The organism is Arthrobacter sp. TJ-265 (assembly GCF_058269135.1).
In genome coordinates, this window is the sequence record NZ_JBZCND010000002.1 from 460,269 (window position 1) to 481,827 (window position 21,559).

21 protein-coding genes are annotated in these 21,559 nt (G+C 70.1%); 12 read left to right on the forward strand and 9 right to left on the reverse strand.

Annotated elements, in window-relative coordinates; translation table 11 throughout:
- Positions 1-29: 29 nt before the first annotated feature.
- From AC4D2E_RS10665 to AC4D2E_RS10695, 7 genes are all read left to right on the forward strand, one after another.
- On the forward strand, positions 30-1,346 hold the full coding sequence (locus AC4D2E_RS10665) for a M20/M25/M40 family metallo-hydrolase (RefSeq protein ID WP_490952596.1): 1,317 nt from the start codon (positions 30-32) through the stop codon (positions 1,344-1,346).
- A gap of 30 nt (positions 1,347-1,376) precedes the next feature.
- On the forward strand, positions 1,377-2,276 hold the full coding sequence (locus AC4D2E_RS10670) for a MurR/RpiR family transcriptional regulator (RefSeq protein WP_490952597.1): 900 nt from the start codon (positions 1,377-1,379) through the stop codon (positions 2,274-2,276).
- A complete protein-coding gene (locus AC4D2E_RS10675) occupies positions 2,269-3,300 on the forward strand; it encodes an N-acetylglucosamine kinase (protein ID WP_490952598.1) in 1,032 nt (343 codons plus the stop codon). The genes AC4D2E_RS10670 and AC4D2E_RS10675 overlap by 8 nt, the downstream gene beginning before the upstream one ends.
- Positions 3,301-3,778: 478 nt before the next feature.
- The gene (locus tag AC4D2E_RS10680; protein ID WP_490952599.1) at positions 3,779-5,452 is read left to right on the forward strand and encodes an alpha/beta fold hydrolase; all 1,674 of its coding nucleotides are present in this window, start codon (positions 3,779-3,781) and stop codon (positions 5,450-5,452) included.
- A 10-nt stretch (positions 5,453-5,462) separates the two neighbouring features.
- Positions 5,463-5,804, forward strand: coding sequence for a hypothetical protein (locus AC4D2E_RS10685; protein ID WP_490952600.1), 342 nt, complete (start codon positions 5,463-5,465; stop codon positions 5,802-5,804).
- A gap of 111 nt (positions 5,805-5,915) precedes the next feature.
- The gene (locus AC4D2E_RS10690) at positions 5,916-7,550 is read left to right on the forward strand and encodes a LuxR C-terminal-related transcriptional regulator (protein ID WP_490952601.1); all 1,635 of its coding nucleotides are present in this window, start codon (positions 5,916-5,918) and stop codon (positions 7,548-7,550) included.
- A 146-nt stretch (positions 7,551-7,696) separates the two neighbouring features.
- The gene (locus AC4D2E_RS10695; RefSeq protein WP_490952602.1) at positions 7,697-8,788 is read left to right on the forward strand and encodes a class I SAM-dependent methyltransferase; all 1,092 of its coding nucleotides are present in this window, start codon (positions 7,697-7,699) and stop codon (positions 8,786-8,788) included.
- Here AC4D2E_RS10695 and AC4D2E_RS10700 read toward each other — a convergent pair.
- The 4 genes from AC4D2E_RS10700 to AC4D2E_RS10715 form a co-directional block, all read right to left on the reverse strand.
- Entirely contained in the window at positions 8,769-9,476 is a 708-nt protein-coding gene (locus AC4D2E_RS10700) for a TetR/AcrR family transcriptional regulator C-terminal domain-containing protein (protein ID WP_490952603.1), read from the reverse strand. The two genes, AC4D2E_RS10695 and AC4D2E_RS10700, sit on opposite strands and share 20 nt — an antisense overlap.
- A gap of 73 nt (positions 9,477-9,549) precedes the next feature.
- Positions 9,550-10,647: an alcohol dehydrogenase catalytic domain-containing protein gene (locus AC4D2E_RS10705; protein WP_490952604.1), complete on the reverse strand. Its 1,098-nt coding sequence runs from the start codon at positions 10,645-10,647 to the stop codon at positions 9,550-9,552.
- Complete coding sequence (locus AC4D2E_RS10710) at positions 10,644-12,110, reverse strand: purine-cytosine permease family protein (protein WP_490952605.1); 1,467 nt, start codon at positions 12,108-12,110, stop codon at positions 10,644-10,646. Before AC4D2E_RS10710 ends, AC4D2E_RS10705 begins: the two co-directional genes overlap by 4 nt.
- Entirely contained in the window at positions 12,107-12,280 is a 174-nt protein-coding gene (locus AC4D2E_RS10715) for a hypothetical protein (protein ID WP_490952606.1), read from the reverse strand. The genes AC4D2E_RS10710 and AC4D2E_RS10715 overlap by 4 nt, the downstream gene beginning before the upstream one ends.
- Before the next feature lie 135 nt (positions 12,281-12,415).
- Between AC4D2E_RS10715 and AC4D2E_RS10720 the strand changes: the two genes are divergently transcribed.
- On the forward strand, positions 12,416-13,213 hold the full coding sequence (locus AC4D2E_RS10720; RefSeq protein ID WP_490952607.1) for a nitrilase-related carbon-nitrogen hydrolase: 798 nt from the start codon (positions 12,416-12,418) through the stop codon (positions 13,211-13,213).
- A gap of 66 nt (positions 13,214-13,279) precedes the next feature.
- Here the strand turns inward: AC4D2E_RS10720 and AC4D2E_RS10725 are convergent, their stop codons facing one another.
- Positions 13,280-13,513, reverse strand: a complete 234-nt coding sequence (locus AC4D2E_RS10725) for a hypothetical protein (protein ID WP_490952608.1) — start codon at positions 13,511-13,513, stop codon at positions 13,280-13,282.
- 3 nt (positions 13,514-13,516) lie between these two features.
- Positions 13,517-13,798, reverse strand: a complete 282-nt coding sequence (locus AC4D2E_RS10730) for a hypothetical protein (RefSeq protein WP_490952609.1) — start codon at positions 13,796-13,798, stop codon at positions 13,517-13,519.
- 219 nt (positions 13,799-14,017) lie between these two features.
- On the opposite strand from AC4D2E_RS10730, the gene AC4D2E_RS10735 reads away from it, so the two are divergent.
- From AC4D2E_RS10735 to AC4D2E_RS10745, 3 genes are all read left to right on the forward strand, one after another.
- Complete coding sequence (locus AC4D2E_RS10735) at positions 14,018-14,341, forward strand: NIPSNAP family protein (protein ID WP_490952610.1); 324 nt, start codon at positions 14,018-14,020, stop codon at positions 14,339-14,341.
- Positions 14,342-14,440: 99 nt separating this feature from the next.
- Entirely contained in the window at positions 14,441-16,222 is a 1,782-nt protein-coding gene (locus AC4D2E_RS10740; RefSeq protein WP_490952611.1) for an AfsR/SARP family transcriptional regulator, read from the forward strand.
- Positions 16,223-16,323: 101 nt separating this feature from the next.
- Positions 16,324-17,187, forward strand: coding sequence for a class I SAM-dependent methyltransferase (locus AC4D2E_RS10745; protein WP_490952612.1), 864 nt, complete (start codon positions 16,324-16,326; stop codon positions 17,185-17,187).
- A gap of 65 nt (positions 17,188-17,252) precedes the next feature.
- Here the strand turns inward: AC4D2E_RS10745 and AC4D2E_RS10750 are convergent, their stop codons facing one another.
- Together AC4D2E_RS10750 and AC4D2E_RS10755 are read right to left on the reverse strand one after the other, a co-directional pair.
- Positions 17,253-18,119 carry a Rieske (2Fe-2S) protein gene (locus tag AC4D2E_RS10750; protein WP_490952613.1) on the reverse strand — a complete coding sequence of 289 codons (867 nt, stop codon included), beginning with the start codon at positions 18,117-18,119 and terminating at the stop codon, positions 17,253-17,255.
- Positions 18,120-18,228: 109 nt separating this feature from the next.
- Positions 18,229-18,681, reverse strand: coding sequence for a DoxX family protein (locus AC4D2E_RS10755; protein ID WP_490952614.1), 453 nt, complete (start codon positions 18,679-18,681; stop codon positions 18,229-18,231).
- Positions 18,682-19,135: 454 nt separating this feature from the next.
- Between AC4D2E_RS10755 and AC4D2E_RS10760 the strand changes: the two genes are divergently transcribed.
- A complete protein-coding gene (locus AC4D2E_RS10760; protein WP_490952615.1) occupies positions 19,136-19,909 on the forward strand; it encodes a pullulanase X25 domain-containing protein in 774 nt (257 codons plus the stop codon).
- Between the two features lie 115 nt (positions 19,910-20,024).
- On the opposite strand, the gene AC4D2E_RS10765 is transcribed toward AC4D2E_RS10760, so the two are convergent.
- Positions 20,025-21,551 (reverse strand): PucR family transcriptional regulator, encoded by a 1,527-nt coding sequence (locus AC4D2E_RS10765; protein WP_490952616.1) that lies wholly within the window; start codon positions 21,549-21,551, stop codon positions 20,025-20,027.
- Positions 21,552-21,559: the final 8 nt, after the last annotated feature.

Sequence of the window (21,559 nt, forward strand, 5' to 3'; positions counted from 1 at the left end):
ATGTTTTCCCTTCTTTCAAGCGAGGACCAATGGCCGTGATCGACACCGCGGAGCTCTGCGCCCGACTCATCCGCTTCGACACCAGCAACTACGGCGAAGGCAAGAGCGCGGGTGAGCGCGACGCCGCCGAGTACATCCACGGGCTCCTCGTCGAGGCCGGGTACGACGCGCAGATCCTCGGGCCGACGCCGGATCGCTCGTCCGTCGTCGTGCGTGTCCCGGGCGCCGACCGCACCCTGCCGGGCCTCCTCGTCCACGCGCACCTGGACGTGGTGCCGGCCGAACCCGACCAGTGGGCGATGGACCCGTTCGCGGGGACGATCAGCGACGGCTACGTCTGGGGCCGGGGGGCCAGCGACATGAAGGACATGGTGGCTATCACCCTGGCCACGCTGCTGCAGTGGGCTGCCGAGGGATCGAAGCCCCGGCGGGACGTCGTCGTCGCCTTCGTGGCCGACGAGGAGGACAAGGGCGACTACGGGGCGCTCTGGCTCGCCGCCGAACATCCGGACCTGTTCCGGGGGGTCGAGGCGGCGATCGGGGAATCCGGCGGCGTGCCCAGCCTGCTCACCTCGGAAACCGGCGCGGAAGTGCGGCTCTACCCGGTGGCGGCCGCCGAACGTGGGACCCTCCACATGCGGATCACGGCCACGGGGACATCCGGTCACGGCTCGCGGCCCAATGCGGACAACGCCGTCACCCACCTGATTGGCGCCCTCCACCGCGTCACCGGGCACGCCTGGCCCATCATCCTCACCCCCACTGTCCGCGCCTACCTCGAGCAGACCTGCGCGGCGCTCGGCTTCACCGCCGATCTGCAGAGCGACGCCGGGATCGAGGCGGCCGTGGACCGCCTCGGCGACGCCGGGGCGGTCGCCCGCACCACGATCCGGTGCTCGGCCACCCCCACCGTCCTGGACGCCGGCTACAAGGTCAACGTCATCCCCGGCACGGCCTCCGCCGAGCTCGACGTACGCTGCCTGCCCGGGACCGAGGCGCAGACCCTCGCCGTGCTCGACGACCTGCTCGGCCCGCGCATCACGCGCTCGTTCCTGTCCCATCAGCCCCCCGTCGAGGCGCCCATCGATTCGCCGTGGTTCACGGCCATGCGGGACGCCCTCGAGCGGCACGACCCCGCCGCCGTCGTCGTGCCCCGGTGCCTGGGCGGAGGAACCGACGCGAAGGCGTTCGCACCCCTGGGGATCGCCTGTTACGGGTTCTCGCCGCAGGGAGCCGACCCGGAGGGACGCACCTCCGACGGCGTCCATGGCGTCGACGAACGCGTCCCGGTCCACGGGCTGCGGACGGGCCAGGTCATCCTGCAGGACTTCCTCACGCATGTCTAGGGCTGGAACCTCCTGTATGGAAGGACGTCCATGGGCGCCATGACTCACCCCCTGCCCCCCGAGGGTCCTGACGAGATCTCCGCCCGGATCCGCGCCAGTCTCTCGGGCCTGCCACCCGCGGCCCAGAAGGTCGCGCGCCTCATCCTCGACGACCCCGACCACGTGGCAGGTTCCTCCATGTCCTCCCTGGAAAAGGAAATCGGTGTCAGTGGTGCGAGCATCGTCAGGGCGGCGAAAGCTCTCGGCTATGCGGGGTACCCGCAGCTCCGCCTTGCCCTTGCCGCAGCATCGGGCAGAGGCACCCCCCCTGATGCCGTCACCGGTGGAGTTCGCCGGGACGACGCGACGTCGGACATCATCGCCAAGCTCGCCCACGCGGAGCAGCAGGCCATCCGGGAGACCGCGGCACACCTGGACCCGGCCGTCGTCGAGGCGGCGGTCGGAGCGCTCGCCCGGGCCAACCGGATCCTGTCCTTCGGAGTCGGTGCTTCCGGCCTCGTGGCTGCCGACCTCCAGCAAAAACTGACCCGCGCGGGATTCATCTGCCACAGCACCACCGATCACCATCTCGGCATGACGGAAGCAGCGTTACTGGGGGCGCCCGCCGTCGCCGTCATTGTGTCGGACTCCGGCGAGACCCGCGAGGCGCTCGCCGTCCTCGGGGTCGCGGCAGACGCAGGGGCCGTCACGATCGCGCTTACCGGTGCTGAAACCTCCAGCCTGGCCAGGGCCGCGGATTACTCTCTCATCGCGGCGGGCAGCGAGCGCGGCCCGAGGCCCGGCGCCCTGTCCAGCAGGATCGGCCAGCTTCTGGTGGTCGATTGCCTGTTCGTCGCCCTCACCCACCAGGAATTCGCGTCGAGTGACGCTGCGCTGACAACCACTCGTTCGGTCATCACCTCACACCGGAACTCCCGCCCCGGTGGCTGAGCACCAACGGCTCGTCTGCGGGGTCGACGTCGGCGGCTCAGGCTGCCGCGTCACTGTCGCACCTGCCGCGGCACCTCACGGCCGGCCATCGAGCTACCCCCGGTTCCATGGCCCCGGCCTCGACGTCGGCCGGAACGGCGTGGACGCCACCGGCCTGCTGGCGTCCCTGGCGCCCCTCGTGGCCGAGGCTCGCGCTGCAGCCGGCGGGGGAGACATCGCCGCGATCGCGGTAGGCGCGGCGAGTGTCGCGGGCCTGCTCGAGGATGTCGCGGCGCTGCATGACGGGCTGCGCGCCATCAGCGGGGCTTCGCTGACATTCATCGCATCAGACATGATCACATCGCATCTGGGGGCGCTCGGTGGGGAGCCCGGCGTCGTCGTCGCCGCCGGCACCGGCGCGATCGCCCTCGGCACCGATCACCGCACGAGATGGCACTGTGCTGACGGCTGGGGGCATCTCCTGGGCGACGCCGGCAGCGGCGCCTGGGTGGGCCGGCGAGCACTCGAAGCAGCCTTGCGGGCCCACGATGGACGGGCAGGAGGCTCGTCGGCGCTCCTGGCTTCCCTGACCGGACATTTCGGCTCACCGGAGCAGCTGGTCACGCAGCTCTACAGCAGCCCCAACCGGTCAGCCATCCTCGCGTCCTTCGTACCGGCCACGGCAGGGGCAGCGCACGAAGGCGATGCCGTAGCCTCCAGCATCCTGCGGGACGCCGGGGCCGAACTGGCCGGTACCTGCAGTGCGGCCTTCGCGCCCGGCCTGCCCCTCACTGTCGCGTGGACCGGCGGACTGTTCGAAGCCTCTCCCCTGGTCCTCGCTGCCTTCGCCGAACGTCTGACGGCTCTTCAGCCGGGGGTATGTCTGACGCCCGCTTCCGGGACGTCGCTCGACGGCGCGGTGAGGCTCGCGGCTGACGGGGCCCTTGGCTACACAACCATCGAGGACCGACCGCCGTTCCTCACTAGCGTCGGGCACGAGTCATCCGTGGCCCATCGGATCCCGGCTTCACGTCTGGATGCGTGACGTCGCCTGACGCGTAGGCGAGCCGACTGAACCGGCCCGAGTCCCGGCGACGTCGGGTTGCATGGCCCTTGCCGCCCACGAGACGACTCACCGGAGGGCCCCAGCGCGCGGGAGCTGCCATGAAGATCCCGAGGTGCACTCCTCCCGTGCACAGGAAGAAACCGCATACGATCTTCCGGGCGAGGCCCGTTCGCTTTCCTCCCTCGCGCTGATCGGGAGCGGGTGACTTGTCCTTCGTGATCTTCAGCATGGTCGCTTCGGCTTCCGAATCGGCCCGCGCCGCGGGCGGCGGATCGTCTCCTTCTCCATTGTTGTGTCCGCGACCACGAGACACAGGGCCCTTGGTCCCCGGACGGAGACTCACCAGATAGCTCGCTCGCGCCACCCCGCGGACCTTCGGCCCTATCAGGGCCGGAACCGACCCGTGATGCTGGACGATGATCCCGGCCCGCCACGTCCGGAAGGCAGATGACACCAGATGGCCACCCACCTCGACGCGGACCCCACCCTCTCCATGCGCGTGCGCAAGCTGATGGAACCCATCTGGGCCGACCGGCGGGTAGGCGCTGCCGTGGCGTTGGCGGTCACTGCCGGCTGCGGTCTCGTACAGGGCCGGCGGACTCCCCGCGGTCCCCTCACCAGCACAGAGTCGCTCGACACGATGCTCCTCTGCCTGCTGGTCGGCGTGGCCACAGGATTCATCCTCCGATCGCGGTGGGCCATGCTGGCTGCGCCCGTGGTGGTCGTCGTCGTCTTCGAAGTCACGCGCGTCGGCACGGACGGGCCCACCGTGGACGAGATCCACACCAGCACCTACGGCATCCTCGCGTTCCTCGTCGGGCGCGGCTTCCATGCCCTGCTCGCCCTGCCCGCGATGATCCTGGGCGCGGCGATCGGCGCCGGAGCGGCGCGACGACTCACGCGCTCCCCCGACGACACCCACCGGGCGGGTGCCGGCGTCGTCGTCCGCCGGGTTGTTGCAGCCCTCATGGCGGTCGCGCTCATCGCGCTCGCGGTGCTCATCGCCCGGCCGGCCGGCACAACCCCCATCCAGGCCTCCGACGGCGAACCCGCGACCGGCAGCATCGCCGAACTCACGACGGTGGAGACCGGCGACAAGGACCTCGGCATCATGCTGCGCGGCGTCGACGTGGAGAAACCCGTCCTGCTGTTCCTCGCAGGCGGCCCGGGCGGATCCGAACTGGGCGCCATGCGCAACCATCTGCAGGAGCTGGAGGAATACTTCGTGGTCGCCACCCTGGATCAGCGGGGAACCGGCACCTCGTACCCTGAGCTGGACCCGGCGTCCACCCTCACCCTCGAGAGCTCCATCGAGGCCGCGATCACCGTCACGAACGCCCTGCGGGAACGCTTCGACGAGGACCGGATCTACCTGATGGGCCAGTCCGGCGGGACGGTCTACGGCATCCTCGCCGTCCAGCAGGAACCGGAGCTCTACCACGCGTTCATCGGCACCGGGCAGATGGTCAGCCCGCTCGAGACGGACACCATCTTCTACCAGGACACCCTCGCCTGGGCTGCGGAGAGCGGCGATACCGAACTCGCGGAAGAGCTGGAACGGATCGGTCCGCCGCCCTACGAGGACATGCTCGACTACGAGACCGCGCTGTCCTACGAACACCAGGTGTACCCCTACGATCACACCGGCAACTCGGAGGGCGAGGGCGGGTTCTCGGAGAACTTCCTCGTCCCCGAGTACACGCTCACCGACCAGGTCCACCTGCTCGGGGCGTTCATGGACACCTTCTCGGTCATCTACCCCCAGCTCCAGGACACCGACTTCCGCACCGACGTCACCAGCCTCGACGTCCCGGTCTACTTCGTGCAGGGCGCCCACGAGGCCCGCGGCCGCGCCGAGCCGTTCGCCGAATGGTTCGAGCTGCTCGAGGCCCCGGTCAAGGAGACCACCGAGCTTTCGACCTCCGGCCACCGTCCGCTGTTTGAACAGCCCGACGAGTTCGTGGCCTATCTCCGCGATACGGTGCTCGCCCGGGACGCCGCCGTCCTGAGCGGACGCCCCGTGGGCGGGAGGATCCATCATGACAGCCGCCGATCGTGCAGCAGTGTGCAGGACCAGCCCCGCCGTAGATACAGGATTCGCCCGACGCGGGGAGGGCACCCGGCTCCATAGCGTCGTCCGCATGAACCTTCCCGTGATCGCCGGAACCATCTCGACCGTACTGTTCGCCCTGTCGACGCTGCCGATGCTGCTCAAGGCCGTGCGCACCCGCAACATGGAGTCCTACAGTCTGGGGCACATGGCGCTCAGCAACGTGGCCAACGTGGTCCACTCGGTGTACGTGTTCAGCCTGCCGCCGGGGCCCATCTGGATGCTCCACGCGTTCTACGGTGTGGCGTCGGCGCTCATGCTCGTCTGGTATCTGCGGTTCTCGAAGACTCCCCGGGAGAGCGGCACCGACGTCGTCGTAAGCACACGCGCCACCGACGACGCCGTGGCGGCCGCCCGGCGGCGCGGCGCCTGACGCGCGAGGCACGCGGCGGACGGCTGGCGCGCGAGCCGGACGGCCGGGGCGGAAACCCCGGCCGTCCGGCCGTGGTGCGGCAGGGCCGGCAGGACTACCCTTAAGGCCCTGATGGACACCGAGGAGCTGACCGAACTCCTGAGCACCGGGCGGGCGGAACACGCCCGGGGCGAATGGCGTGCCGCGTTCGAGGCCTTGAGCGCGGCCGACGCCTCCATTCCCCTGGACGTCGACGACCTCGAACTGCTCGGCAGCGCTGCGTGGTGGAGCGGCAACGTGAGGGAGAACTGCGAGGTCTCGGAGCGGGTCTTCCAGCAGCACTGCGAGAGCGAGTCCATGGAGCGGGCCGCGATGAAGGCGCTCGAGCTCGGACTCCTCTGGGTGAACCGGGGAGACCTCGCCGTCGGCTCCGGGTGGATCAGCCGTGCCCGGCGCATCCTCCGGGACCTCCCCGAAAGCCCCGCCCACGGGTATCTCCTCTATCTGGAGGCCGTCCTGGAGCTGGACTTCTCCGGCACCTCCCCGCCGTCGTCGTACGCCTCGCGGCTCCGCAAAATGAGCGAGCACTTCGCCGACCCCGCCTTGATGTCCCTCGGGCTCGTGCTGTCCGGACTCGCCGACGTGCGCAGCGGCGAGACCGCGCGCGGCTTCGCCGAACTGGACGAGGCGATGCTGCCGGTGCTCGCCAACCGGATAGCCCTGGAGTGGGTGGGCGACATCTACTGCACGGTGATCCATGTGTGCCACGAGCTCGCCGACTACCGCCGCATGCGGTCCTGGACCGCGGCCACCGAACAATGGTGCGCCCGCTTCGGCAGCGAGGTCATGTACACCGGGGTCTGCCGGGTGCACCGCCTCGAACTGCTGAGCATCGAGGGCGGCTGGCACGACGTCGAACCGCAGATCGAGCGCGCCAGCGCCGACCTCGTGGTCAAGAACACCTGGGCCGCCGGCGAGGGCTACTACCAGCTCGGGGAGATCCGGCGGATGCGCGGGGACCCGGAGGGCGCGCGGGCCGCGTTCGCGCTGGCGAGGAGTTGCGGCATCGAACCGCAGCCAGGGCTCGGGCTGCTGGACGGGGCGGCCGGCGACGACGAGGCCGCCTACGCCGGGCTCCTCGCCGCGCTGCAGGGACGGGACCGGCTCGCACGCGCACGGCTGCTGGGCGCGGCCGTCGAGGCGGCGCTGCGGCTCGGGCTCGGACAGGAGGCCGAGGAGCTGTGCAGCGAGCTCGAGCACACGGCCGAGCACTACGGGAGCGCCGGTTTCCGCGCGTGGGCGCTGAAGGCGCGGGGCGTCCTGCTGCTCGCAGACTCCCACCCCGCCGAGGCCCTCGCGTCCCTGCAGGGCGCCCGCCGCTTCTTCGAGGACGCACGGGCCCACTACCCGAGCGCCGTCATCCACTGCTGGGAAGCCCTGGCGTACGAGGCGCTGGGCCAGCCGCAGGCCGCGGCCTGGAACACCGCGGCCGCGCGGACCATCTTCGAGGAGCTCGGCGCTGCCGTCGAGTTGCGGCCCGTGGCGACGCGCAGCGCACCGGGCGGACTGACCGCCCGGGAACTCGAGGTGCTCGCCGCGATCACCTCCGGCGCGTCGAACCGGGAGGCGGCGCGCCAGCTGTTCATCAGCGAGAAGACGGTGGGACGGCACCTCGCGAACATCTTCGGGAAGATCGACGTCACCTCCCGCACCGCCGCGGCGGCCTGGGCGCGCGAGAACGGCGTCGCCCCTGGTCAGAGCGGCTGATCACCTGCGACCCGTGCGTCGCCGTCGTGCATGATTCGCACCAGCCCGGCCGGCCCAAATGCAGGATTTCCCCGAAGCAGCGCCGGGGCCCTGGTTCCTAGGCTCGATGCAGCGGGACAAGCCCGCACGAACCCAGGGAGCACACCATGACAGTCAGTACGGAACTCGGAACGGCCGACGCCGACCTCGCGGCCGTCGAGGCGTTCGGTGAGCGGTGCATCGGCCTGCTCAACGGCGGCAGCATCGCCGTCCTCATGAGCATCGGACACCAGACGGGCCTGTTCGACGCCCTCGCCACGCTGCCCGCTGCCACGAGCGCGGAGATCGCCCGGACCGCCGGCCTCAATGAACGGTATGTCCGGGAGTGGCTGGGCGGCATGGCATCGGCCGGAGTCCTGACCTACGAGCCGGCAGACAGGACCTTCGCCCTGCCCGCGACGCACTCGGCCCTGCTCACCACCGCGGCGGGACCGGACAACCTCGCGCGCATCATGCAGTACGTCAGCATGATGGGCGAGATGGAGCAGCGGATCGTCGACTGCTTCCGGAACGGCGGCGGCCTCTCCTACACCGACTACCCGCGCTTCCACGCGATCATGGCGGAGGAGAGCGCCGGGGTGAACGACGCCGCGCTCATCGACACGATCCTGCCGCTGATCCCCGACCTTCCCGGGCGACTGCGGGCGGGTATCCGGGTGGCGGACATCGGCTGCGGCAGCGGCCACGCCGTCAACCTGATGGCTAAGGCGTTCCCGGCGAGCGCGTTCACGGGCTACGACTTCTCCGAGGAGGCGATCGCCGCGGCCAGGGCGGAAGCCACGAGCCTGGGCCTGGACAACGCCCGCTTCGTCCTCCAGGACGTCGCTCGGCTGGACGAGACCGACGCCTTCGACGCGATCACGGTCTTCGATGCGATCCACGACCAGGCCGACCCCGCGGGTGTGCTGCGCGCCATTTTCACCGCACTGCGCAGCGGTGGCAGCCTGCTCATGGCGGACATCAAGGCCTCGAGCAATGTGGAGGACAACATCGAACTGCCGTGGGCGTCGTTCCTGTACGCCCTCTCGACCGTCCACTGCATGAGCGTCTCGCTCGGGCTCGACGGCGCCGGCCTCGGCACCGTGTGGGGGACACAGCTAGCGCAGACGATGCTCGGCGAGGCCGGGTTCTCGGACATCGAGGAGAAGGCGATCGCCTCCGACCCGTTCAACGCCTACTTCACGGCGTCGAAGGGGTGAGCCGTCCCTCCGGGGACTCTGCTCCGCGATCGGCGGGCGGCCTGTCGGGGTCGCCCGCCGATCGCGCTTCCGGGTTTGGCAACAGCGTCTCGAGGTACGCGATGATCGCGGCCACGCCCGCCTCGAAGCCGAGCTCCGAGCGCTTCCCGTCCAGGGACGCCCCGGCGAAGGCACCGTGCAGCGCGGGCTGGCCCTCGGCGTCGGCGAGCCACGACAGCTCAGGCGACGCCATGTCCAACGCGGACCCGAGCATGAAGCTGTCGAGGACGGTCACGGCCACCACGACGTCGTTCGCCGCGAAGCCCTGCTCCACGAACACCGCGGCGAGATGCTCGTAGATGCCGAGCGTGGCGGTGTCCGTCACGGCCTCGCCCACGAGCAGCGGGATGGCCTTCGCATGCTGGCCCAGGGCGCTGCGGTAACTCCTCGCCCACGCGGCCGCACGGTCCCGCCAGTCCGGGCCGGCCGTGAAGAAGTCCCCGGCCGCCAGGGCATCGGAGCCGATGGCGGAGCGGATCCCGTTGATGATCTCCGGGCGTCCCTGGACGTGGTGGTAGATGGAGGATGGGCTGACGGACAGCTTCTTCGCCAGCCCCGGCAGCGTGAAGTCACCGAACTCGTCCACCAGCTCCAGTGCTGCCCGATAGATCTTCTCCGGCGACAGAATCGCCTGGCGTGGCCGCCCCATGCTCCCCCTTGTACCGGCGGCTGAGCCGCCCTCCGCTGTTCCGGTCCCGGCGAGGTTCCCGCCGTCGTCGTCCTCAGAACACGATCACGCTGCGCGCCCGCTCGCCCCGGCGCATCGCGTCGAAGGCCTCGTTGACCTCGTCCAGACTAATCCGGTGCGAGATGAGCCGGTCCACGGGCAACCGCCCCGCGATGTACAGCGCGGCGAGCCGCGGGAAGTCCCGCCCCGGCACGGTCGAACCGTAGTTGGAGCCGATGAGCGACTTCCCGCTCTCCGCGAGCATCAGCGCGTCGATAGATACCGGGCTGTCCTCCGGCGGCAGGCCCACGATGACGGCCTTGCCCCCGGGGGCGATGAGCGAGGGAAGGGACTCGATGGTCTGGACCCGCCCGATCGCCTCGAACGCGTACGCGGCGCCTCCCCCGGTGATCGCCGCGATCTCCTCGGCGAGCCCGTCCGACGGCACGAGCGTGTGGGTGGCGCCGAACTCCCGCGCGGCCGCGAGCTTGTCCTCGCTGAGGTCGACGGCGATGATCGGGTTCGCGCCGACGAGCCGCAGCGCCATGATGATCGAGAGCCCCACACCGCCGGTCCCAATGACGACGGCGGACGTGCCCGCCTCCACGCCGGCGTCGTTCACCACGGCCCCGAAGCCCGTGGCGACGGAGCAGCCGATGAGGCTGGCGACGTCGAACGGGACCTCGTCGGGAATGCGGATGGCGCCGGCTTCGGGGACGACGGCGTATTCGCTCATGGACCCGACGGTCAGGTACGGGAACACGCGATCGCCATCGAGGATGAGCGGGCTGCTGCCGTCGGGCAGGAGGCACTCCTCGGAGCGGCTGCCCGTGCACACGTAGGACCTGCCCGACAGGCAGGCGGTGCAGCGGCGGCAGGGGTAAAACCAGGAGAGGATCACGTGGTCGCCCACCGCGACGTCGGTGACGCCGTCGCCGATCGCCTCGACGGTCCCGGCGCCCTCGTGGCCCATCACCGTGGGCGAGGGCAGCGTCCAGTCGCCGTCGAGCACGTGGCGATCCGATCCGCAGACGCCGGACGCGCCCATGCGGACGAGGACGGTGCCCGGCGCGGGATCGGCGACAGTGACGGTGGTCAGATCGAGGTCCTGTGAACCGCGGCGGTGGACGGCGGCGCGGGAGGTGCGGCTCACGCGCGACCCTCGACGTTCCCGGGAGCGGTCGCGTAGCCGCCGACGCCGCGGCGGACGTAGAGGACGCGGGCGAGGACGTAGTAGACGACGCCGCCGACGACCGCCGCGGGGAAGGACGCCGTGATGTAGCCGAAGACGGGCAGGGCGGTGAGCGTGACCGGGTTGTAGATCACCAGGTAGAAGGCGGCTCCGACGACGACGGCGGCCATGCCGGCCCAGTTGACGCCTCCGTGGAAGTGGTAGGCGCTCTCCTGGCGGTGGCGGTAGAGGTCCTCGAGGACGACGCGCTGGCGGCGCAGCAGGAAGTAGTCGGCGATGATCGCCCCGCACATCGGCGCCAGGAAGGCACCGCTGAGGGTCACGAACACGATGAACCGCTCGTACATAAAGCCCGGGAAGAACGCGAGGACGGCCGGCAGGACGAAGAACGCCGCGCACAGCCACGCCCACCGGACCCCGGAGAGCAGATTGCCGCTGGCCTGCCGGATCGCGAGCACCGTGGAGTAGACGATCGAGGACGTGCTGGTGATGTTCGCGAAGGCGATGAACAGCAGGATGAACGCGCCGAGGACCGGACCGCCGAACGGCAGCATCCAGACGGTCGGATCGGAATCCCCGAGGGTCAGGGCGGCGGCCATGCCGACGACCTGCGCGATCAGGGTGGCACCGAACAGCCCGAGGTAGGACGGCCAGAGGGCGGCCTTCGGGGTCTTGGTCAGCCGGGCGAGGGATCCCATGACCGGGTACCAGGACACGCCGACGCCCACGTTGAACTCGACGGCGAGGGCGAAGTTGAGCCGCTCGTCCTCGAACGGGGCGAGCGGTGCGGCGCTGAACAGCGTGTCCCACGAGGTGTTGAGGACGAGGAAGACCATGAGGAAGACGGTCACGACGATCAGGCCCGGCGCGATGAACTTGTTGAACCGGCCGATGGTCACGGGGCCGCGGGAGAGGATCCACCAGGACACGGCGATCGCGACGAGGGCGAAGACCGTGACCATGAGGCTCTCGGGCCCGAAGTCGGTGCTGAACGTGGAGTTGGAGACCTGGGTGACGGCCCGGCCCACCATGATGGCCAGCAGCGAGGACCAGCCCATCTCCGTGATCAGGATGACGGTGAAGACGAGGATCCCCACGCCCACGAGGCCGAAGACCGGCCGGAGGATGGTGTACTGCTCCACGCCGTAGCGCTGGCTGGCGACGACGCTGGCCAGGATCATGAAGCCGAGGCCGATCGCGTTGCCGATGATCATGGCGGCGACGCCCTGCTGGAAGCCGACGAGCAGCGCCGTCGAGCCGCCGACGAGGAACGCCCAGGTGGCGATGGCGAGGCTGATGTTGACCCCGGTGAAGTCGGCGCCGTTCCAGATCCGCTCACTGCGGAGCAGGGGCAGGGAGCCGAGGGAGCCGCCGTTTCCGGCGTCGCTCTTGGTGCTCGTGCGCTTGGTGCTTCCCGTGCTCACAGCGCCAGCACCAGGAATCCGGCGAGGGTGATCCCGAGGGTCACGAGGGTGTACAGGACGAGGTCCCGGCCCGAGAGGGCGGCGCGTGAGGCGGCGCCGTGCTCGTGGGCGGCGATCTCGCCGAGCCTTGCCTGCAGATCGCTCGCCGTCGTGGGGTCAGCTGAATCCATGGTGCGTCTCTCCAATAATCGAATCTCATTCGGTTCGGATACATCGTTGTGCCTATCATGAGGGCTGTCAATGGATCGGCCGTCATGATCTGCGCGGGAATCGCCCGCACGGCCGGCCTCGCGGAAGGAGTAGCGGTGCCCGCTCTCGCTGTGCTCCAGGCCGCCGGGACGGTCGACGCCGTGGAGGAGAACCTGCGCCGCCTCGACGGGTATGCCGCCCGCGCGGCAGCCCAGGGCGCGGAGGTCCTCGTGACCCCGGAACTCTTCGCCACCGGGTACGCTCCCGCGCTCGTCGCGGAGTCCGACGGGCAGGCCGTCCGTGACGCGCTCGCCTGCATGGCGCGGCGGTACAGGATCGCGCTGGTCGGATCTTCGGTCGAGGCCACGTCCGACGCGCGGCACATCACTGCCTCCCTCTTCGACCGCCAGGGCGCGGAACTGACCCGTTACCGGAAGGCGCACCTGTTCGGGGCCGAGGAGCAGGCCGTCTTCGCCCCCGGCGACGAGCTTCCCGAGGTGGTCCCGCTGCTCGGCATGGGCGTGGCACTCGGCATCTGCTACGACGTCGAGTTCCCGGAATTCGTCCGGAGTGCCACCCAGCGCGGCGCCGACCTGCTGCTCGTCCCCACCGCAGTGCCGACAACAGGAGATGTCGGGAACCGACCGCCGGTGCACACCTACAACGCCGAGCGCATCTCGACGCTGCTGGTACCCGCGCGGGCCCTCGAGAACGGCGTGTACATCGCGTACGCGAACCACACGGCGCCCGGCTTCACGGGGTTGAGTTGCATCGCGAGCCCCTACGGGACGTTCCTCGGGCTCGCCGGGGACGGCGAGGAACTGCTCTTCGCGGGTGTGGACCAGGCGGAGGTGCGCCGGGCACGGGAGCTCAACACCTACCTGACGTGCCGGCGTCCGGAGCTCTTCGGCTGACGTCTCCCGATCGGCCATGCTTCGTGCCGGCACGTGGGACACCGCGTCGTCGGCCGTCCGGACGGGTCACCTGTACACGTGCAGCGCCCCGCCGTAGCCGAGGGGTATGCCATGCCCGCGCAGCCAGGAATCCAGCACCTCGGTGACCCCGGCGAATTTCAACTGTTGGATCGATGCGACGGCGGCGTGAGGCTTGTTCCCGGCGTCGTCCGCCTCCGCGCCCAGCCCGACCCGCCAGTTGTGGGTTCCTGCCTCATCTGAATACGCGACCTCCACGAGGTAGCCGCTCCCCGTGCTCATCACCTAGGCGTAGCGCCCCGAGGGGCCGTGGTCGAGGTGTTTGGACTGAATGATCAGCCAGTCACCACTGGTGGCGATCAGTCGGACCAGGCGGATCACCTGGGCCCGCGACTCGAGGTCCCGCCAGTCACTGCAGTGATCATCGACGCTGACCATCCACTGGAACGCTTCCTCAGCGGCCGGATGCAGGAGCAGGTCCAAAAGGGTTTTTTCGATGGGTGCAGCAACGGACGGTGCGAGGCCGATGTCGGTGATTGCGTTCCCCGCAACGAGACTTCCGGGCATCCGGGCTCCTTCCAGACGATGGGCGTTGATTGATGATTTCCCGCGCCACCGACATTCCGCATCTGTCGCGGCGAAGACCGAGTCGTTTGTTCGACGACCGGAATGGCCAGCACGGCTGCATGAATGGCACGGCCCGACGGAGGAAGTGCGCCGTGAGAAGCGCTCCTTCGTGGGCTTAGTGTGGGTCTGACCACCAGCACAGCAACCAGCGGGAGAACCATGACCTACGAACTGCGCACGTACACCGCGAACCCCGGCAAGATGGACGCCCTCGTGGAGCGCTTCCGCTCCTCGACCATCGACCTCTTCATCGAGCACAACATGAAGAGCCTCGGCTACTGGACGCCGGTGGGGACCGACGACGTCCTCGTCTATCTCCTCGAACACGACGGCGATCCGAAGGCCAACTGGGCTGCGTTCGGTTCCGACCCGAGGTGGACCGAGGCGAAGGCGGCGTCGGAGACGGACGGTGCACTGGCGGCCAGGATCGACTCGGTCATGCTCGAGGCGACGGACTTGTACCCGGTGGCGCAGGCGCGGTAGGCCGCGGCTCGTCCTGCGGCTCCGGCCGCTCCCGCTGTTCCTGCCGGTTCGGCACCTTTGGCCGTTCCGTCGGTCGACCTCCGGATCTACAGTGGGCCCATGTCCGGGATCGACATCCAGCTCCTCGGGCCGCCCTCCATGACCCGATCCGACGGCGAGGGTCCACAGCCCCGTGGCCGGAAGGCGTGGGGACTGCTCGCCTACCTCCTGCTGCACGACATGCCCACCCCGCGGAGCCAGCTGGCCGCGCTGCTGTTCCCTGAGGCGGACGATCCCCTCGGAGCCCTCCGCTGGCAGCTGTCCGATCTGCGAAGAGTCCTGGGCGCCAGGGCAACACTCGGTGGCGACCCGATCGTGCTGCGGATCCCGTCGTCACGGGTCGACGTCCTGGGGAGGCTGGCGCCCACCCCCGGATCCGTCCTCAGCGCAGAACTGCTCGAGGGATACGACTTCAGGGACTGTCCCGCCTTCGACGGCTGGTTGACCATGGAGCGGCACCGTTTCCGGCACGCGGTCGAGACCGCGGTCTACGACGGCGGTCTGTCCGCGCTGGCGAACGGCGACACCGAGGGCGCCATCACCCTGGCCACGCGCGCCGTCCAGCTCGATCCCCTCAACGCCGACTTCCACGCCCTGCTCGTCCGCTCGCTCATGGAAGCGGGCGACGAACCCGAGGCCCGCCGGTGCGCCGACCGTTGCCGGGACGTCTTCGCCGAGGAACTGGGCGAGGGCATGCCCGCAGAGGTGCAGCGTGCCCTCGCCGCCCCGGTCGTCCCCTCGAGCACACTGCCCGCGACCGCCCTCACCGTCACCTCCTACCTGGAGGCAGCGAAGGCGTGCCTGTCCGCAGGAGCCCCCGGGACGGCGCTCTCGCATCTGCGGGTCGCCACCGGTCTGGCACAACGCATGGGTGATCGCGCCCTCCAGGCGGAAACGCTCCTCGCCCTCGCGGAAGCGCTCACGCACGGTGCGGGCGGGCGCGGTACGGAGGTCGCGGACCTGCTGCACCGCGTGCTGTCCCTCTCCCGGAACGGCGACCCCGCGGTCCGGTCCGCCGCGTATCGGGAGCTGGGCTTCCTCGCCGTGCAGCGCGGGTTCCCTGCCAGCGGAGCGCGGTGGCTGGCGAAGGCCGTCGCGGCCGCGCGAGCCCTTCCCGATCAACGGGCCAAGGCGCTCGGCGTGATGGGGATGCTCGCGACCGACACGGCCGACTACCGTGGCGCCGTCGTCGTCCTCACCGAATCGGTCCGCCTCAGCGTCGGCCTGGCCGCCGTCCGGCAGGAGGCCTTCGCGACGACGATGCTCGGGCGGGTGCATCTCCTGACCGGCCGGGCCCGCCGGGCCGCCGTCGAACTGGATGCTGCCCTGGCCCTCGTCACACGGGACCACTGGACCGCCTTCTCCCCCTTCGTCGAGGCACTGCGCAGCGAGGCGTACCTCGCGCGGGGCGAGGACCGGCTGGCGGAGGATTTGGCCGACCACGCAACGGCGCTCGCCGGGTCCTTCGGTGACCGCTGCTTCATGGATGCTGCCGCGCATGCCAAGGCCTCCGTGCTGCTGGCCCGCGGCGACGTCGCGGGGGCGAGCACGTGGATCGACCGCGGGGTGCAGCCCCACCCCTGGTACCGGTGGTTCCGGGGCCGGAACCTCGACCTCGCGACGACGGCTGCGATGTCCGACGACCCGCCCCGGGCACTGCGGTTCGCGCAGGAACTCGGTGAGCGCTCCAGCCGCTACGGGCACCGGGAACTGACGGTCCGCTCCTATTCCAGCCGGGCGCTCCTCGGCGACGACGGCGCTGCCGCCACCATCCGCGTCCTGGCGCAGGGCATCGACAACCCGGCGCTGACCGAGCATCTGGTCCGCCGTCACCAGCTCTGAGACCCCGTCACACGGTCCATCACACGCCGCGCCGTGACACTGATGCGGTCAGGAACGGCACGCGGCGGAAACGCCGCCATCACACAGGGAAGGGCATCATCATGACAGAAGTACGAACCAACCCCGACGCCGACAAGGAGCTGAAGGCGCGCCACCGCGCCCTGTGGGCACAGGGCAACTACGCCGCCGTTGCGGCCCAGATCATCCCGGCCCTCGGGCCCGTGCTGGTTGACGCCACGGGCATCACCGCCGGGCACCGGGTCCTCGACATCGCCGCCGGCACCGGCAATGCCGCTATCCCGGCAGCGGAGCGGGGTGCCACCGTCACGGCGTCGGACCTCACGCCCGAGCTCCTCGACATCGGTCAGCAGCTCGCCCGGGACCGCGGCGTCACCCTCGACTGGGACGTCGCCGACGCCGAGCACCTCCCCTACGACACCGGCGCGTTCGATGTCGTCGTGTCCTGCGTCGGGGTGATGTTCGCACCCCACCACCGGGAGACCGCCGACGAGCTGCTCCGGGTGTGCGCGCCGGGCGGGACCATCGGCCTGATCAACTGGACGCCCGAGGGCTTCATCGGCCAGATGTTCGCGACCATGAAGCCGTACGCCCCGCCGCCGCCTCCCGGCGCCCAGCCTCCTCCCCTGTGGGGGCGGGAACAGCATGTGACGTCGCTGTTCGGTGACCGGGTGACGGATCTGCAGGCCGAACGACGGCGGCTGCGGGTGGATCACTTCGAGTCGTCGCGTGATCTTCTGGACTACTTCAAGACGAACTACGGGCCAACGATCGGCGTGTACAAGTCGCTGGCCGGGTCGCCCGACCGCGCTGCCGCCCTCGACGCCGAGCTGATTGCGCTCGCGGACCGGTTCGGTTCCGGGGCGGGCGGTTTGTCGATGGACTGGGAGTACCTGCTGGTCACGGCCAGGCGGAGCGGAACGCCCGGGCTGGAGCGCTCGCGCTGACGAGGATGCCCGGCACCTCGGTGCCGGGCATCCCCGTGGTCGGACTGTATCGTCCTCGACCTGCGTCAGCCGGCGTGCGGGAGCGAGACCTCGACCAGGCCTGCCACCACGCGGGTCCTGAACGACGGCTGAGGTGATGTCGCAGGGCCCTGCCTGACCTCGCCGTTCTTCAGCGAGAACGTGCTGTTGTGCCAGGGGCAGACGACGCAGGCGCCGTCGTCGTACGTCACTGCGCCTTCGTTGAGCGGCCCGGCGAGGTGGCTGCACGTGGCGGAGAGGACGGAGACGTCGTTGCCCTGGCGGAAGACGACGAGCGGGACCTGACCGAGCATCTTCCGCTCGAGCTTGCCCTCGGGGAGGTCGGTGAGCGCGCCGATCGCATGCCAGCCGGGCTCCACGCGGTGCGGGACGTCCTCGGTGTGGTTGGCGCCGAGCGACTGTCGGTAGGACATATGCCCACCGAGGAATCCACCGGCGGAGACGACGGCGAGGCCGGTGTAGGAGAGCACCTTGCCGGACTTCCCGCGCAGGCGCTGGACGAGGGACAGCGTGTACAGTCCGACGGCGGCGAGGTTCGCCGCGGCGTGCACGATGCCCACGCGCTGCTGCTGTTCGTGGCCCTCGGACCAGTCGGTCCAGCCGGCCAGGGCCGTGGGGCCGGCGGTGACCACTCCGGTGCCGATCAGGATCGCCGATGCCTTGGTCGAGCCGGGGATCGCATCGAGGATGGCCGCGGAGAACCAGGTGCCCGTCGGCACGAGGATCATCAGCGGGTGCAGTGGATGGCCGATCGGCACACCGTGGAGGATGTCACGGAGCGCGCCGGGCTTGATCACGGACTGCACGACGTCGCGCATCGTGGTGACGAGAGGGTCGAGTCCGGTGACGTTCTCGAGCTTCTCGACGGATTGCAGGGGGCGGAGGGTCTTCATGGTGTCTCCTCGAGGTGCGGGTGGGCAGCAGCGGAGCTATCGCCTGATTTTCGAAGCATACTGAGGATCGCCGAGGTGTGTCGTGTGAATCCGAAGAAACGCCCGGGCTTCAGTTCTGCCCACGGCGCCCAGCACCGGACAGGGTCCGCCTGTCGCGCCACGCGCCGGTGGACCACAGCGCCCACACCACGAGCATGGGCTGGAAGAACAGGCGGGTGAGGCGGGCGCCGTCGGTATCGAGCCCGAAGGCGCTGACGCCGTCGACGTACTGGGCGATGTTGCCGGGGAAGACCACGACGAAGAAGGCGGCGACCACCCAGCCCACGATCACGCGGTACCGGCCGGCGGCCACCAGGGCGGCGCCGAGCACCAGTTCGACGACGCCCGACGCGACAACCACGACGTCCGTGTCGAGCGGCAGCCAGGCCGGGACCTGCGCGGCGAACTCGGTCCGGGCGACCGTCAGGTGGGCCGTGCCGGCGACCAGGAGGACCGCGCCGAGCACGAGGCGCGCCGTCGTCCTCGCAGTGGACGTGCGCTTCGAAGCTGCGAGGGACGCCATGCTGCGCACGATAGCACCCGCGCTTCCGCTCCCCGCCGGCCTCCAATAGGTAGTCAGGGAAGAGAAACGGGTAGCTGCACGGTCCGTCTTCGCCGACTGCTTCTCCTACTCTGGGGACCGGACCGGCAAGCATGTCTCGAGCGCACCGGTCGGTCGGATGGGGGAAGATGACGGCGCCTGCCTGCACGGAGAAGCGCCGTCCTGACGATAAAATCAGGGTGCTGTCGTCATCGGACCCCGAACCACGTACCCTGCCTCTTGTAAGAATCCCGCCCGGATCCCACCCGCCATGAGCGCGGGCGACCGGTCACGATGACCGGCAGTCAGCCGCAGGAACACCACGAAGGAGATCGTCATCGCCCCCCGCAACCGCACCAATGCCCGTCTGCGCACCACCCTCGCCCTGCTAGCCGACCACCAGGCGTCCGGCTCCGTCGTCGCGCCCAGCGAGCTGATGGCCAAGGCCGTCGCGGAAGTACCGTTCGATGACAAGGAAGCCGAGCTCCTCGCCGGCGGTGTGCCCCGCGGGTTCAAGGCGCTGACGACGGCGACGTCGAAGCTCGTGAAGGCCGGCTGGCTCGTCAAGGGACGCAACGGCTGGACCGCCACCGACGAGGGCATCCGCGCCGTCGCGGCCTTCACCGATCCGGAGCAGTTCGTCAACGCGATGATCAGTGGCGCGCCCGTGCCGGAGCAGGTCGAGGCCGTCGTCCACGCTCCCCAGGCGCCCGAGCAGCTGGGCGAGCAGGCGCAGGCGTCCCCGATCGAGGATCCGACGCCGCCCGACGTCCCCCCGACCCTCGAGGTCTCGCCCGACGCCGTAACCGAGGAGACCCCGCCCGAGCTCGCGGCTGGCGCCGCCGAGGCGCTCGCAGCGTCGCCCACCGACGAGACCGCCGGTTCGACCGCCGACCTCGCATGGCAGGACCAGCCGCAGTCCGTGGCCCTGTCCGGTGACTTCGCCCCGCTGTTCGGCGACGCCGGCCACTGGAGCACGGACCTCCGCGAGCTGCAGTTCGCCTGGGAGCCGACGGAGAACCTCTGGCTGCACACGCTGCAGCTGCCCGCCGGGACCTACCAGTTCAAGATCCTCGTCAACGGATCATGGGAGGAGAACTACGGCCGGTTCGGCACGCGCGACGGCGCCAACCACGAGCTGCACCTGATCTCCGACACCACGGTGACGTTCCGGTTCGACTACGACACGAAGGACATCAGGACCTCCTAGGTCCGGATCGACCCGCGGCCCCGTCCGCTGCCTCCGGGTGGCGGGCGGGGCCGTCGTCGTCCCGGGGTCGTGACGGCTGCCGTCGTTCCGGGGTGTCGGCGGCGTTCGGCCGCTGCTAGCGGCGGTCGATCACGGACGCCGCTGCACTGGACGCCGGCAGGGTCCCCGAGCGAAGGATCTGCAGCGCCAGGAGGCAGGTGGCCTGGCCCTCGAGCGATGTCAGCGACAGGTGGAGCAGACCCTCGAGCTTCCCGAGGCGCTGGGCCAGCGTGTTGCGGTGGATGAACAGCTTGCCCGCGGTGCGTCCCGGTTGTGCGTCGTGCTCGAGGAACGCCTCCAGCGTGCCGAGCAGATCCACCGAGTGCGCGGCGTCGTACTCGATGACCGGTGCCAGGAGTTTGTGGGCACCGGCGCGGGCACCGGACGATGCCGCGGAGGCGATCAGCGAGCGGATGCCGAGATCCGGAGCGCGGACGGGCGCGCGGACCTCCCCGACCATCGTCCCTGCCTGATGGATCCCCAGGCGCAATTCGTCGATCGTATGGCAGGCCCCCTTGAGCACGAGGGGCTGGCCGGGCAGCTCCCGCACACATGCCGCGAGCAGTCCGGTGGCGGCGTCCTCCGCGTCCGCACCGTCCAGCGGCCTCTGGGCGAAGGCGTGGAGGATGCCCGACCTGACCTGCACCCGCACGTCGTCGAACCGGGACTGCAGCAGGAGGCGGATACGCCAGGCATTGGAGAGGTTGCGGCGCCCCGCGGTCGCAGCCAGCACGAGCGTGGGCTCGTGGGCGTCCAGGCCGGTGGACCGGAACGTCCCGGTGAACTCCTCCAGGGCGACACCGGCCCAGTCGGGTACCTGGTCGAGCAGGGTCTCGAGTTCGCGTTCCTTGTGCGTGGTGGTGTGGAGCGCGGTCTGCAGCTGCACGGCGATGATCGACGCCGCCGGTGCGAGCAGCGTCGCCACGGGGTGCTCCGACGTCGCCTCCCGCACGACCAGCTGGAACGAGTCGCCGCTGCCCATGGGCAGCGGGATGCTGCCCTGCCCGGTGCCCGGCCGGTCCGTGAGATCCGCCGGGGTCCAGACCGAGGCCGACGGCGAGCGCGCGATGACCACGCCTGCTGCGTCGACGATGGCGAGCTGACCCACGGCCGCCAGCGCCGCGGCGTCGAGCACGGCCTGCAGGTGGGAGCCGGACGCGGCGAGCTGCGCGCATTCCTGCGCCAGCTCCCAGGACCGGTTGACGGCTGTGAAGCGCTCCACCTCGAGGACGTTCGTCACGTGGCGGTGGACCTGCAGGAAAGGAACGGACTGCGGGATCTCCAGCAGCGGCACGTCGAGCGCCGTGGCCGCCCGCACGAGCCCCGGCGGGATGAGCCGGTGCGCCGTCCCTGTCCCGAAGGCGATGGCCGCCACCCGCACTCGGACGAGCCGCTCCACGTAGGCGGTCCAGGTGCGCTGGTCCTCGATGTTCAACCCGATCCCGTTGGTCAGCAGGACGACGTTGTCGCTGAGGAACGGCGTCGGATCGATGGTCTCCGCCGGGGCACACCAGCTGATGTCCCAGCCCAGCCGCTCGACGGACGACGGCGTGTGGAGGCGCAGTTGAAGCGCATCCGCCGCCAGCAGATCGGCGACGATCATGGGGACCT